Source organism: Burkholderia sp. 28_3 (assembly GCF_003253915.1).
Taxonomy (GTDB): Bacteria; Pseudomonadota; Gammaproteobacteria; order Burkholderiales; family Burkholderiaceae; genus Burkholderia; species Burkholderia cenocepacia.
The window spans coordinates 610,029-623,522 of the sequence record NZ_QKZF01000001.1 but is presented as its reverse complement, the minus strand read 5'-3'; the positions used below and the strand labels follow the sequence as shown (position 1 = coordinate 623,522).

At 67.0% G+C, this 13,494-nt stretch carries 16 protein-coding genes; 13 read left to right on the top strand and 3 right to left on the bottom strand.

Translation table 11 applies throughout. The features are described from left to right. The first annotated feature begins 1 nt into the window (after position 1). The 12 genes from trbE to DFS13_RS02890 all read left to right on the top strand — a co-directional run bounded on the left by trbE (position 2) and on the right by DFS13_RS02890 (position 10,083). Entirely contained in the window at positions 2-2,452 is a 2,451-nt protein-coding gene (gene trbE, locus DFS13_RS02945) for a conjugal transfer protein TrbE (RefSeq protein WP_000933135.1), read from the top strand. After that, positions 2,449-3,192 carry a P-type conjugative transfer protein TrbJ gene (trbJ, locus tag DFS13_RS02940; protein WP_003092277.1) on the top strand — a complete coding sequence of 248 codons (744 nt, stop codon included), beginning with the start codon at positions 2,449-2,451 and terminating at the stop codon, positions 3,190-3,192. The genes trbE and trbJ overlap by 4 nt, the downstream gene beginning before the upstream one ends. A gap of 12 nt (positions 3,193-3,204) precedes the next feature. Continuing rightward, on the top strand, positions 3,205-3,531 hold the full coding sequence (locus tag DFS13_RS02935; protein ID WP_014603538.1) for a hypothetical protein: 327 nt from the start codon (positions 3,205-3,207) through the stop codon (positions 3,529-3,531). Next, positions 3,528-4,895, top strand: a complete 1,368-nt coding sequence (gene trbL, locus DFS13_RS02930) for a P-type conjugative transfer protein TrbL (RefSeq protein ID WP_023093366.1) — start codon at positions 3,528-3,530, stop codon at positions 4,893-4,895. The genes DFS13_RS02935 and trbL overlap by 4 nt, the downstream gene beginning before the upstream one ends. A gap of 18 nt (positions 4,896-4,913) precedes the next feature. Beyond that, complete coding sequence (gene trbF, locus DFS13_RS02925; protein ID WP_001211312.1) at positions 4,914-5,618, top strand: conjugal transfer protein TrbF; 705 nt, start codon at positions 4,914-4,916, stop codon at positions 5,616-5,618. Next, positions 5,615-6,607, top strand: coding sequence for a P-type conjugative transfer protein TrbG (gene trbG / locus DFS13_RS02920; RefSeq protein WP_000776560.1), 993 nt, complete (start codon positions 5,615-5,617; stop codon positions 6,605-6,607). Before trbF ends, trbG begins: the two co-directional genes overlap by 4 nt. A gap of 2 nt (positions 6,608-6,609) precedes the next feature. Next, positions 6,610-7,890 carry a TrbI/VirB10 family protein gene (locus tag DFS13_RS02915; RefSeq protein WP_003092274.1) on the top strand — a complete coding sequence of 427 codons (1,281 nt, stop codon included), beginning with the start codon at positions 6,610-6,612 and terminating at the stop codon, positions 7,888-7,890. Beyond that, positions 7,887-8,132 (top strand): DUF2274 domain-containing protein, encoded by a 246-nt coding sequence (locus DFS13_RS02910; RefSeq protein ID WP_000108283.1) that lies wholly within the window; start codon positions 7,887-7,889, stop codon positions 8,130-8,132. Before DFS13_RS02915 ends, DFS13_RS02910 begins: the two co-directional genes overlap by 4 nt. A 384-nt stretch (positions 8,133-8,516) precedes the next feature. Then, positions 8,517-8,915, top strand: coding sequence for a DUF488 domain-containing protein (locus DFS13_RS02905; protein WP_111441352.1), 399 nt, complete (start codon positions 8,517-8,519; stop codon positions 8,913-8,915). 116 nt (positions 8,916-9,031) lie between these two features. Further along, positions 9,032-9,322, top strand: a complete 291-nt coding sequence (locus DFS13_RS02900; RefSeq protein WP_006481711.1) for a DUF1488 domain-containing protein — start codon at positions 9,032-9,034, stop codon at positions 9,320-9,322. Between the two features lie 16 nt (positions 9,323-9,338). Beyond that, positions 9,339-9,578 carry a hypothetical protein gene (locus DFS13_RS02895; RefSeq protein ID WP_006479066.1) on the top strand — a complete coding sequence of 80 codons (240 nt, stop codon included), beginning with the start codon at positions 9,339-9,341 and terminating at the stop codon, positions 9,576-9,578. Between the two features lie 154 nt (positions 9,579-9,732). Further along, complete coding sequence (locus tag DFS13_RS02890; RefSeq protein ID WP_069352236.1) at positions 9,733-10,083, top strand: metal ABC transporter ATPase; 351 nt, start codon at positions 9,733-9,735, stop codon at positions 10,081-10,083. 30 nt (positions 10,084-10,113) lie between these two features. Here the strand turns inward: DFS13_RS02890 and DFS13_RS02885 are convergent, their stop codons facing one another. The 3 genes from DFS13_RS02885 to lhpI form a co-directional block, all read right to left on the bottom strand. Beyond that, positions 10,114-10,893 (bottom strand): helix-turn-helix domain-containing protein, encoded by a 780-nt coding sequence (locus DFS13_RS02885; protein ID WP_006481707.1) that lies wholly within the window; start codon positions 10,891-10,893, stop codon positions 10,114-10,116. A 16-nt stretch (positions 10,894-10,909) separates the two neighbouring features. Beyond that, the gene (locus DFS13_RS02880; protein ID WP_006481701.1) at positions 10,910-11,314 is read right to left on the bottom strand and encodes a response regulator transcription factor; all 405 of its coding nucleotides are present in this window, start codon (positions 11,312-11,314) and stop codon (positions 10,910-10,912) included. Between the two features lie 169 nt (positions 11,315-11,483). Continuing rightward, positions 11,484-12,419 carry a bifunctional Delta(1)-pyrroline-2-carboxylate/Delta(1)-piperideine-2-carboxylate reductase gene (gene lhpI, locus DFS13_RS02875; protein WP_111441351.1) on the bottom strand — a complete coding sequence of 312 codons (936 nt, stop codon included), beginning with the start codon at positions 12,417-12,419 and terminating at the stop codon, positions 11,484-11,486. 263 nt (positions 12,420-12,682) lie between these two features. On the opposite strand from lhpI, the gene DFS13_RS02870 reads away from it, so the two are divergent. Next, positions 12,683-13,420 carry a FadR/GntR family transcriptional regulator gene (locus tag DFS13_RS02870; RefSeq protein ID WP_006494888.1) on the top strand — a complete coding sequence of 246 codons (738 nt, stop codon included), beginning with the start codon at positions 12,683-12,685 and terminating at the stop codon, positions 13,418-13,420. Positions 13,421-13,494: the final 74 nt, after the last annotated feature.

Genomic DNA, 13,494 nt, shown 5'->3' with positions numbered 1-13,494 from the left:
CATGCTGAACCTTGCCGAATATCGTCAGCGCCCGGCCTTGCTTGCCGACTGGCTGCCCTGGGCCGGGCTGGTCGCGCCGGGCGTTGTGCTGAACAAAGATGGTTCGTTTCAACGCACGTTCCAGTTTCGCGGCCCCGACTTGGACAGTGCGACACAGGGCGAGCTGATTGCCACGTCGGCGCGGCAGAACAACGCGCTTCGCCGTACCGGGTCTGGCTGGGCCTTCTATATCGAGGCCGAGCGGATGCGGGCATCGAGCTATCCGCAATCCTCCTTTCCCGAACCACTGTCCTGGCTGGTGGATGAGGAGCGACGCGCGGCGTTCGAGGAGTCGGATGGCCATTTCGAGAGCGTCTATCACTTCACGTTGCAACACCTACCGCCGCAAGAGTCTCGCGCCCGTGCGGCTGGGATGCTGTACGAGAACCGGCCCACTGAGGGTGTGGACTGGCGTGGTCGGCTTGATTCCTTCGTGGCAGAGACCGATCGCGTGTTCGACCTGCTCGATGGTGTGATGCCGGAGATTGCCTGGCTGGACGATAGCCAGACGCTGACCTACCTGCATGCCACAGTCTCCACGCGGCGCTATCGCGTCGGCGTGCCCGACGTGCCGTTCCATATCGACGCACTGCTGGCCGATGCCGCGCTGGTCGGCGGCCTGGCGCCCATGCTGGGCGATCAGCACCTGCGCGTGGTGTCGGTACGAGGCTTCCCGACCTCGACCTGGCCGGGGATCTTGGACGACCTCAACCGCCTGGGCTTTGCGTATCGCTGGAGTACGCGCTTCCTGTGCCTGGACAAAGCCGAGGCGGAACGGGAATTGGGGCGCTTGCGGCGCCAATGGTTCGCCAAGCGCAAGAACGTCATCGCGCTGCTGCGCGAAACGATCTTTCAGCAGGAAAGCCCGCTGGTCGATACCGATGCCAGCAACAAGGCCGCCGACGCCGATGCCGCCTTGCAGGAGCTGGGCAGCGATCAAGTCGCCTTCGGCTACCTCACCGCCACGGTGACGGTGCTCGACGCCGACCCGGCCGTGGCCGACGAGAAGCTGCGCATGGTGGAGCGCGTCATCCAGGGCCGGGGTTTCGTGACCATCCCCGAAACCCTCAACGCAGTCGATGCCTGGCTGTCGTCCGTCCCCGGCAACGCATACGCGAACGTGCGTCAGCCCATCGTTTCGACGCTGAACCTGGCGCACATGATGCCGATGTCAGCGGTATGGGCTGGGCCGGAGAAGAACGAACACCTCGATGGCCCGCCGCTGATCGTCACCCGCACCGATGGCGCGACGCCGTTCCGGCTGGTGACGCACATCGGCGACGTGGGGCACACCCTTGTCGCCGGGCCGACCGGCATGGGCAAGTCGGTGCTGCTCGCCATATTGGCCATGCAGTTCCGGCGCTACTTCGGCTCGCGGATCTTCGCCTTCGACATGGGGCGCTCGATGCGCGCCACCATCCTCGGCCTTGGCGGTGAGCACTACGACCTCGGTGCCGATGGCGGCATCGCCTTCCAGCCACTCGCGCGAATAGCCCACGAGGGCTACCGCACCTGGGCCGCCGAATGGGTGGAGGGCCGGCTGCTGCACGAAGGCGTGACGGTCGGCCCGGACGAGAAGGCTGCCATTTGGTCGGCGCTGCGAAGCCTTGCCGGTGCGCCAGTGGAGCAGCGCACCATGACCGGCTTGTCGGTGTTATTGCAGTCCAACGCGCTGCGCCAAGCGCTCGCGCCCTATGTGTTGGGCGGCGCCCACGGCAAGCTGCTGGACGCTGACCACGACCGGCTGGGCATGGCCGACGTGCAGGGCTTTGAGATGGAAGAACTGATGCACAGCCCCGCCGCCGTGCAAGCAGTGCTGCGCTACCTGTTCGCCCGCTTCGACGAACGTTTTGACGGCGCGCCCACGCTGCTGATCCTCGATGAAGCGTGGCTGTTCCTCGATGAGCCGTCCTTCGCGGCCCGCATCCGGCAATGGCTCAAGACGCTCAGAAAAAAGAACGTCAGCGTCATCTTTGCCACGCAGTCGCTGGCCGACATCAAGGACTCGACCATCGCGCCAGCCATCATCGAAAGCTGCGCGAGCAGGATCTTCTTACCTAACCCGCAGGCCACCGAGCCGCAGATTCGCACGATCTACGAAGGCTTCGGCTTGAACAGCCGCCAGATTGAGATCGTGGCGACCGCACAGCCCAAGCGCGATTACTACTACCAGTCGCGCCTCGGCAATCGCCTGTTCGACCTCGACCTGGGGCCTGTCGCGCTCGCATTCGCGGGCGCATCCACCCCTCAAGACCAACGCGATATTGACCGCGTGCTGACGCAGGCCGGCGCTCCCGGCTTCGCCGGCGCGTGGCTGCGCCATCGCGGCCTCGGCTGGGCCGCCGACCTGCTGCCGTCCGCTCCGGCGGCAGCTTCCTTTCTCGCTTCTCAACCGCTGGAGGTTTCACCATGAAGACCAAGCCCCGTTTGCTCTCTGTCTCACTCGCTGCCGTGCTGTCGGTATCGCTGCTGGCCGTGCAGCCCGCATCCGCGCTGACGGTGTTCGACCCGTCCAACTTCGTGCAGAACACGCTGACCGCCGTGCGCACGCTGGAACAGATCAACAACCAGATCAACCAGCTTCAGAACGAGGCGCAGATGTTGATGAACCAGGCCAGGAACCTGGCAAATCTCGACTTCAACATCGTCAACCGCCTGCGCTCGACGCTCGCCACCACCGAGCGCCTGATCGCCGAGGCGCGCGGCTTGGCCTACGACGTGCAGAGCATGGATGCCACGTTCGCCCGCCTGTACCCGGAACAGTACGCCGCCACCATCAGCGGCGACCGCATGGCACAGGACGCCCGCGAACGCTGGCAGAACACCTTGAACGGCTTGCACACCGCGATGCGGATGCAGGCGCAGGTGTCGCAGAACCTCGCCCAAGACGAAAGCGCGCTGGCCGATCTCGTGAGCCAGAGCCAGTCGGCCACCGGCGCGCTGCAAGCGATGCAGGCGACGAACCAGCTCCTGGCTTTGCAGGCCAAGCAGTCGATCCAGGCGCAGCAGCTCCAGATCACGCAAGACCGGGCCGCTTCACTGGAACTGGCGCGGCAAGCGGCGGCTATGGAGCGCGCCCGCGAAGTGCGGCGGCGCTTTCTGGGCACCGGCACGCCGTACACGCCGCAGTCCGTCAACTTCTATAACAACTGACCGGAGGCGGCCATGCGATGCGCTTCCGTCCTGATGGCCGTGCTGCTGACCGCGTGCGGCCAGCAGCCGGCCGAGAACCTGGCCGACGCCCTGGCCGCAGATCCGGTGCGGCTCAAGGCGTTGCGCGGGCAATGCGCGGCCGACCGGCAGGCCGTGGGCGAGGATGCCTGCCGCGCCGCCGCTGAAGCCTTCCGGCGGCGCTTCTTCGCCGGCCATACCGGGCCGGATGAATACAACTCGCTGGCTGAACTCCCGCCGATTCCGCCGAGCTTCGATACGCCCGCAGATGAATTGCCAGAGGGCGCCGTTCCGCTCACTCCGCCCGAGGATTCGCCATGAACGACGTGACCATCATCGACCGTTTCCTCGATACGTTCTCGCGCTACATCGACTCGGGCTTCGGCTTATTGCAGGGCGAAGTGGCATTTCTCACCGCCACGCTCATCGTCATCGACATGACGATCGCTGGCCTGTATTGGGCCATGAGCCACGCCACCGGCCAGGGCGACGACGTGATCGCCAAGCTGCTGCGCAAGGTGCTCTGTGTCGGCGCGTTCGCCTACATCATCGGCAACTTCAACTGGCTGGCGAGCATCGTGTTCCGCTCGTTCGCCGGCTTGGGAATTACCGCTACCGGCTCGGCCATCACGATGGAGAACTTCCTTCAGCCGGGCCGGCTGGCGAAGACCGGCATCGACGCAGCCGCGCCGATTCTGGAACAGATCGGGGACATGGCTGGGTTCCCCGAGGTGTTCGTGAACATCGACCCTATCGTGGTTCTGTTCATCGCCTGGCTGGTGGTGATCCTCTGCTTCTTCGTGCTGGCCGTACAGCTTTTCATCACGCTGATCGAGTTCAAACTGACTACGCTCGCCGGCTTCGTCTTGATCCCGTTTGCACTCTGGAACAAGACCTCGTTCCTCGCGGAAAAGGTGCTAGGCAACGTGGTGTCGTCAGGCATCAAGGTCTTGGTGCTGGCCGTCATCGTCGGCATCGGTTCAGGCCTGTTCGCCGAGTTCCAGGTGCATCCCGACGAACCATCCATCGACCACGCGCTGGTCGTGATGCTGGCCTCGCTCGCGCTGCTGGCGCTGGGCATTTTCGGCCCCGGTATCGCCACCGGCCTGGTGTCCGGTGCGCCACAGCTTGGTGCGGGCGCGATGGCTGGTGCTGCGGTCGGGGCTGTCGGCACCGGCGTTGCCATCGGCGCCGCCGTAACGGGCGTGGGCGGCGCCGTCATGGCCGGGGCACGAATGGCCCCGGCGGCCGCAAAGCTGGCCGGTGCCGGTGCGCGTGCCGCGACTTCGGCGGCCGGCAGTGCCCGATCGGCGTTCCAGGCCGGTTCCGCTGCGGCCGGCGGCGGTGCCAAGGGCGCGGCGGCTGGCCTCGGCAATGTCGCCAAGACTGGCGCACAAGCCGCAGGCCGCAGCGTCACCTCTGGTGCTTCCGCTGTTGGGCAGAAGGTGGCCGACTCCTTCCGCGCTGGCTGGAACGGCACAGAAGCCGGCAGCGACGGTGCTGGCCCCGGCCAGACCGCAGACGGCACCGCAGGCTCGCAGAAGCAACAGCAACCGGCCTGGGCCAAGCGGATGCACCGCCGCCAGCAGGCTACCCATGCCGCGACCACTGCCGCCCACACGCTGCGCGGCGGCGACGGCGGCGGCTCCGGGCAAGGCCCGAGCCTGCGGGATTCCGATACCTAACCTTCAAGGAGAACACCCATGCGATTCAAACGACCGCAGGTGCGCTACGCCGATACGCCGCAGCCTGCCACCCCGTATCAAGCCGCCGCCCAGGTGTGGGACGACCGTATCGGCTCCGCCCGCGTGCAGGCGAAGAATTGGCGCCTGATGGCCTTCGGCTGCCTAGTGCTCGCGCTGTTGATGGCCGGCGGCCTGGTGTGGCGCTCGGCGCAGTCCATCGTGACGCCCTATGTCATCGAGGTCGATCAAGCCGGGCAGGTGCGCGCCGTGGGAGAGGCCGCCACGCCGTACCGGCCCGGCGACGCGCAGATCGCGCACCACCTGGCGCGCTTCGTGACGCTGGTTCGCTCGCTGTCCATCGACCCCATCGTGGTGCGGCAGAACTGGCTCGATGCCTACGACTACACCACCGACAAGGGCGCGGCGGTGCTCAACGACTACGCCCGCACCAATGACCCATTCGCCCGCATCGGCAAGGAATCGGTAACGGTGCAAATCACCAGCGTGGTTCGCGCGAGCGACACGTCTTTCAACGTGCGCTGGACAGAGCAGCGCTATGTCAACGGTGCGCCCGCCGGCACCGAACGCTGGAACGCCGTGCTTTCGACCGTCCTGCAAACCCCGCGTACTGAACAGCGCCTGCTCAAGAACCCATTGGGTATCTACGTCAACGGCCTGTCATGGAGCCGCGAACTGGATTCTTCCGAAGGAGCCAAACCATGAAACTTCGTTTCCGCCTTTACGTTGTTCCTTTGACGCTGCTGGCCCTCGCGGGCTGCGCCTCGCAGGGGAAGCCGCCGCCATCCATCTCGCTCGACGAGACGGTGCTGGCCCAGCCGTTGCCCGAACCGCCCAAGCCCGTCGAAGTCGTCGCCGTCCCTGAACCGCTGGCGCTGCCGGCGCAGTTGAAGCCCCTGCCGGAACTCGATGAGGCCCCCGTTGCGCCGGAGCCGGCCGACGAAAAGGTGCGCGTTTCCCGTGCCAATGCAGAAGCGCGTATCGCGCCTACCCGTGAGGGCTACGTCAACGCGATTCAGGTGTGGCCGTTCACCGATGGCGCGCTTTATCAGGTCTATGCGTCGCCGGGGCGCGTGACGGTGGTTTCGCTTCAACCGGGCGAGGAACTGGTAACGGTCGCCGCCGGCGATACCGTGCGCTGGATCGTGGGCGACACGTCCAGCGGCGGCGGGGCCGATCTGCGCGTCAATGTGCTGGTCAAGCCTATCCGCTCCGGTCTGAAAACCAATCTCGTCATCACCACCAGTCGGCGCACCTACCTGCTGGAGCTGACCTCGACCGAGAGGGCATGGATGGCGTCGGTGTCCTGGGACTATCCGAAAGACCGAATGCTCGCGTTGCAGCGCCAGGCGCAGGCAGCGCAGGCAACAACGCCTGTCGATACGGGCCTGTCGCTGGACAAGATCCGCTTCCGCTACGCGGTATCGGGCAGCAACCCGCCGTGGAAGCCTCTGCGCGCCTTCGATGATGGAGAGAAGGTCTATATCCAGTTCCCGCCGGGCATCGCCCAGGGCGAGCTGCCGCCGCTGTTTGTCATCGGCGCGCAGGGCGACGGGCAACTGGTGAACTACCGTTTTCGCTCGCCGTACTACGTCGTGGATCGCCTGTTCGGCGCGGCCGAACTGCGGCTGGGCGGCGATGGCGGCGACGTGGTGCGGATCGAGCGCACCGATGGTGTTGCACGGAGGAACTGACCATGAGCCAGGATGACACTCCCGACCTTGCCGCGCCGCAGGCGGACAAGGTGGCGCCGGAGGCAGTGGCGCTGCGCGCCCAGCCGCGTCCAGTCACACGCCTGAACCGGCGCTCGCTGGCCATCCTTGCCGGCGTCCTAGCGGTCGCCGTGCTCGGCGCGCTGATGTGGTCGCTGCAACCTCATCGACGCAGCACAGGCGAGCAGACCGAGCTTTACAACGTCGATCGCGTGTCAAAGTCGGAAGGACTGGATGCGCTGCCGACGGACTATTCCAAGCTGCCGCCGGCGTTGCTGCCTGCCGTTCCCGAACTAGGGCCACCGCTGCCGGGCGATCTTGGCCCGGCTATCGTGAAGTCGCAGCAACCGGCGACGGCTGCCTACGCGGCCCCCGGTCACGACCCGAACGATGCCCTGCGAAAAGAAGCCGAGGCGGCCGCGGCCTCGTCCGTGTTCTTCCGCTCGGGTGGGCAGAATGCGGCGCCGGTAGCGCAGACACAGGTGGCCGCTGCGCCGGGCTTCGCCGCCAATGCGGCGTTTGACCCGCTGGCGGCCGGGCCGGCCTCCACGGCGGCCCAACCTGCTGACCCGACAGCGGTGCAAAACCGGCAAGACCAGAAAGAGGCTTTCATGAAAGCTGGCCCCACTGAAACCCGTAATTCCGGCAATCTGACTCTGCCAATTTCGCCGTATCAGGTTATGGCCGGAACAGTGGTCGCAGGTGCCTTGGTGACGGGCATCAAGTCGGACTTGCCCGGCGACGTGATCGCCACGGTGACGGAGCCGGTCTATGACACAGCCACCGGGCGCTTCCTGCTGATTCCGCAGGGTTCGCGCATCCTGGGCAAATACAACAGCCAGGTCAGCTACGGGCAGAGCCGCGTTCAAGTCGTCTGGAACCGGATCATCCTGCCGGACACGTCTTCGCTCACGCTCGACAACCTGGCCGGCACCGACCCAGCCGGCTATGCCGGGCTGGAGGACGATGTGGACTACCACTGGGGCCGCATCTTTGCCGGTGCGGCACTCACCACGCTGCTGGGCGTCGGTGCCGAGCTGGCCGCGCCGGAGAACCGGCAGGATGGTGATCGCGTCATCATCGCTGGGCGCGACAGCGCGCAGGACAGCATCAATCAGGTCGGCCAGGAGATGACCCGGCGCAACCTCAACATCCAGCCGACCTTAACGCAACGGCCGGGCCTGCCGGTTCGCATCATCGTCAACCGGGATCTGGTGCTGCGGCCGTACCAGCCGCTGTTCTTCAACCGGGGGACTTCACGATGAGCACGACCAAGAAGCTGCGGCTCGGCCCGCTGCCGAAGACCGAGAGCACCAAGCTGACTTTCGTTTGCCCGACCAGCTTGAAAGTCGACCTCGACCGCTACGCCGCGCTACACGCGCAGGCGTATGGCGAGGCCGTTGATGCGGCGACGCTGATCCCGCATATGCTGGAAGCGTTCATGGCGGGGGATCGAGGATTCAGGAAGGGCACGGCGACCCGCAGCACACCACCGAAGCCGCCATGATTGCACCGCATGCTATTCAACGGCATCCATCGAACGCGCAGCCCAGGCTGCGCGTTCTTCATTCTGGATGCCGCCGAGCCTGTTGGGCTATGATGATGCGACAGGCCCGCCGTTCCTCGGCAATCCAGCACTACACAGTGCGATGCGGCTTTCTCTCCCAACGCTCCTATGTCGCTCCTAGCCGACAACGCCGCTCTTCTTCTAAGCGGCCCCGAAAGGAGCTAACCTACTGTCCCATATACGGTTTCAAGTCCTTCTTGATTTGCGCGAAAGAATTGACACCGGCACTTTTTTGTTGGGCGTCGATCATGTGCGGTGCCCGGCTGACGCACGGGCAGGCGCGGCGGTACGATCACGGGATCGCATGCACGACAGAGGAGCGACATGGGCATCCGGATCATCCAGCTCGGCACGCCGCGCGCGGCCGGCGAAGGGCTGCGGATCGGCACGGTGCGGCGGCCGCCGCGCGGTGTGCCGAAGGCGGAATTCGCGTCGCGCAACTACTATGATGTATGGCTGCCGACGCTGTCGCCGAGCCCCGAACTCGTCGCGCAGGCGCAGGCCGCCGAAACCGACGCCGAATGGAAAGCGTTCAAGCGTCACTTCCGCGCGGAGATGACGCACGGCGATCCGGCGAAGGTGCTGGACCTGCTGGCCGCGCTGTCGGCGACCACCGCGCTGTCGATCGGCTGCTACTGCGAAGACGAGGGCCATTGCCACCGCAGCGTGCTGCGCGAGCTGCTCGCGGAACGCGGCGCGGTGATCGAGCCCGACGCGGCCTGACGCGGCGTCGCGCGGCCGCGCCGCGCCGCGATCGTGCGGTGCAGCGAACCGGTTGACGTGGGTCAAGCGCGCGGCCGCGCGCGCCACTATGCTCTCGTCATGGAGCCATCACGACGATGACAGGCCGACAGATGCACATTACTTTCCCGCCCGAGCCGCCGGAATACTGCGCGCGCGATCTGGTCGTCGCGTTTTCGGCGCTGGTCGACGGGCGTTGCGTCCAGTGCGCGGTCACGGCCGAGGCGCTGGAAGACCATTTCGGCGCGCGGTCGCTGCTCGAACGCGATCTGCTGCACGCATTCGACGCGCACCGGTCGGCAATCGAGGCGATGGCACGGCGAATGCTCGAGGAAATCGGCGGCCGGCCGGTGCTGCTGCACAGTGGGCACTTCCGGCTCGAAGACTGATACCGCAGGAGGGCGCATGACACTGCAGGGCAACATTCACGAACGCGACTGGTCGGTCGAGGTGGAGACGCGCCCGTGCGAATCGGGCGAGTTCCGCTGCCGCGTGTCGGTCGAGCACGGCGCCGGCGCCGCGCGGTTTCATCATACGTTCGAGCACAGTCACGCGTATCCGACGGAGCGCGAGGCGATGATCGAAGGGCTGCGGGCCGGCATGACGTGGATCGAGATGAAGGCGTCGCAGACCTTCAACGTATGAATGGCCCCGCGCCAGCCAGGCGCGGGCAGACCGTCGGCCGGCCGCGATCGAATCCTGCGCGCCGCGCGATGGGAAACACGTGCCGCCTCCATCGCGAGGCGGCCGGCACATGCAAGGCGGTCGACGAGCGGGCGGCCCCGTCAGGAGACACGACATGGGCGTGGGCATGCAGATCGCCTGCCTCGGATTCACGGTTTCGGCAGCGGTCGAGGCCGAAGCCGGCGCGCAACTGGTGCGGCTCGAACGGTTTCGCGCGTTGATCGACGGCTGCCATCTCGTGATCGACGCGCGCACGGTGGCCGATGGCGCGTGCCTGTACGACGTGCGGCTCGACCTGGTGATGCACGACGCGACGCTCAGGTCGCTGCCGCCGTGCGTCGGCGTCGACGTGGACGATGCGCTGCGCCGCGCGTTCGCGCAGGCCGAACAGGCGCTGATCGCGTGGCAGGCGGGCGCCGCGACGGTGGCGCTGCGCGACGCGGCGACCGGCGATGCGATCCGGTAATGCCGCGCGCCGGCGCGCCGGCGCCGTGTGTCAGACCCGTGCGAGCGCTTGCGCGTCGATGATGCGCACGCGCTTGCCGCGCGTCTCGACGAGCGCTTCGCGATGGAACCGCGAGAACATCCGGCTGACGGTTTCGAGCTTCATCCCGAGATAGCAGCCGATTTCCTCGCGCGTCATCCGCAGATTGAATTCGGTCGCCGAATAGCCGCGCGCCTCGAACCGCGACGACAGGTTCAGCAGGAAATGCGCGACGCGCTGCTCGGCCGACATCGTGCCGAGCAGCAGCATCTGGCTCGACTCGCGGACGATCTCGCTGCTCAGCATCTGGTAGAGGAAGTGCTGCATCGGCTTCATCTCGCGGCACGCGGCTTCGAGCGCGCCGAACGGGATGATGCACACCACGCTGTCCTCCAGCGCGATCGCGTCGCAGCAGTGCTGGCCGCCGCCGATGCCGTCCATCCCGAGCGTTTCGCCGGCGATCTGGAAGCCCGTCACGTGCTCGCGGCCGTCGCGATGCATCATCACCGTTTTGAACGAACCCGCGCGCACTGCATAGATGCTCTGGAACGGATCGTCGGTGCGAAACAGCGCGTCGCCCTGGCGCACCTGTCGCGTCGTGCAGATGATCGCGTCGAGGCGGCCGTATTCGGCGGCCGTCAGATGCGGCGGCAGGCACATCGAGCGCATCGCGCAGGCCGAACAGCGTGCGGCCGGATGCTTGGCGGCGTCGGCGCGCGCGACCGGGCGCAGGGCAATCGTTGGCCGGGGTACGACGGACACGTCGGCGGCGAAGGCGGTGGCGGTGGACATGAGTCGCTCCGGCTCGTCAGGGGCGGCGCACGCGAGCGTGCACCAGGGATTCGATGACACGGCATGCGGCGTCGAATTCGACGGTCTTGTCGAAGAAGTAGTCGGCTCCCGCCGTCGCGCATGCCTCTCTGAATGCCGGTGCCGAGTGGTTCGTCAGTACGATCGTGACGATGCGCGGTGCGGCCTTCGACAGCATCCCGATCAGGTCGAGACCACTGCCGTCCGCGAGCCGCACGTCGACGATCACCACGTCCGCGCGACTGCTACGGATATGCGACCACGCGTCCTGGCCGTCTTCCGCTTCGCCCACGACGGCAACGCCGCGGATCGCGCCGACGAGCAGCGCGATCCGCTGGCGAACGGCGACGGCGTGATCGACGAGGAACACCCTGAGCGCGGCGGGTGACAGGCTGGCATTCATGCCGGCAGTATCGTGTTGCGCCGCCGAAATTGAAATCGGCCGAATTGGAACTTCGTGTAGGCCGCTTCGACGCGGTGTAGGGCATTTCCTACACCGCGTACGGGAAATCGCCGGGACGATGCGGCTGCGGCGATGCCGCGCGAGCGGCTGGAATGGTTGCGCGGCCGGATCAGCCGGCGCGGCGCGCGGCCAGCGCGTCGCGCGCGGTGCGGCACGCGGCCAGATCCCACGCGGCGCAGCCGACGCTCTTGAACAGCAGCGGGCCGCCGCGGGCGAAGACGCCGTTCAGCACGTCGGCGAGCGATGCGACGTGCTGCCAGTCGACCCGCGCGACGATCAGGTCGCCGGCTTCGTGGCGCGCGCCGGCCGGATCGTCGACGACGAGCCGGCTGCCATGCACCGTGTTCGCATCGATCTCGGCGGCATCCGCGGTGAACGCGCCGACGCCGACCACGAGACGGCCTTCGCGCGCGGCTTCGCGGTAGACGGGCGTGCGACTGGTGGTCAGCGTGACGACCACGTCGATCGCCTCGGGAATCGCGTCGCCGTCGAGCGGCGCGAGCCGCGGCGCATGGGCGCGATGAGCGGCGCAGAAGGCGGCCGCGCGCTCCGCGGTCGTGCCGCGCACGTGCAGCCGCGCATCCGGAAAGATGGCCGCGAGCGCTTCCGCGTGATTGGCCGCCTGCTTGCCGGTGCCGATCAGCAGGATGTCGCGCGGCGCGGCGCCGTGCAGCGCCTGGATGCCGAGCGCGGTGATCGCCGCCGTGCGGCGACCGGTGACGGTCGGGCCGTCGAGCGCGAAGCGCATTTCTCCGGTCGTCGCGTCGTACGCGGTGACCTGGCCGAGGATCGTCGGCAGCCCGCGCGCGCCGTTGCCGGGGCACACGTTGACGAGCTTGTGGCTCGCCAGGTCGCGGGCGCTCGACGGCATCGACAGCATCACGCCGCCGCCTTGCAGCGGCACGACCAGGCGTTCGGGGCTGACGATGTCGCCCGCCGCGTACTCGGCGACGGCTTGCTTGAGCGTGGCGAGCAGCGCCGGGTAGTCGAGCAGCGCGGCCGTGTCGGCCGCGTCGAAAACGGGAATCGGGGAAGAGGCGGTCATCGTGTACGTCGTGGGCGTCGGTGAGCGTGAACGGCGGACGCATGCCGCGCCCGCCACAGGTCTGCCGGATACCGTGACACAGGGCAGTGTGGATCGAATCTATACCACTTGCTGGCGCGCCTGCAACCCAGAAAATAAAGCGCTGTGGGGATTTTGGTTCTAATATCTGGCCAGAAGCGCGCCGCTGCCGTGCCGCCCGCGCGGCTCCGGTATAGTGCGAACCCATTCCAGATCCACGCCCTCGAACGGGCAGGAGCCATCCGATGATGTCCGCGCGTCCCGACTCACTCGAAGGCGGTTTCCGCCCGCTGCAGATCTACGAGCAGGTAGCCGAAAAGATCCGCGACGAGATCCGCGCGGGGCGCTACGCGGCCGAGTCGCGGCTGCCGTCCGAGCGCGAGCTGGCGGCGCTGTTCCAGGTCGGCCGGCCGGCGGTGCGCGAGGCGCTCGGCGCGCTGCAGAACGAAGGGCTCGTGTGCACGAAACGCAATTCGGGCACCTACGTCGTCGCGGCGCCGCTCGACGTGCTCGCGCAGCGCGGCGATCCGCACACAGCGTCCGAGGCCGACTTCAGCCCGACGTCGACGCTCGACGTGCGATTGATCCTGGAGCCCGCGATCGCGCGCCTCGCGGCCGCCCATGGCCGCGCCGACCCCGGCGCCGAACGCTATCTCGCGCAGATGGAAACCATCACCGACGTCGACGATCCGCACCAGCGCGCGCTGTGGAACGAGAGCGACCGGCTGTTCCATCGGCAGCTCGCGCTGATGACCGGCGATGCGCTGATCGTGAAGATCGCGGACGAAGTCGCGAAGACGATGGACCAGCCGCTGTGGAAGCGGCTGAAGGACGACGGCATCTACGACGCGGGCCGGATCCGGCTCTACGTGTCCGAGCACCGGCTGATCTACGAGGCGATCGTGTCCGGCGATGCCGATGCGGCTGCGTTCTATGTCGAACAGCACATCCGCCGCGTGCGGCGCGACATCGCGCCGAAGTGACCGGCCTGCGCGCGAAGTCGTTCTGGTCTTCAATATGACCAAAATCCCGACAATTATTTTGAAATTGCTTGCGA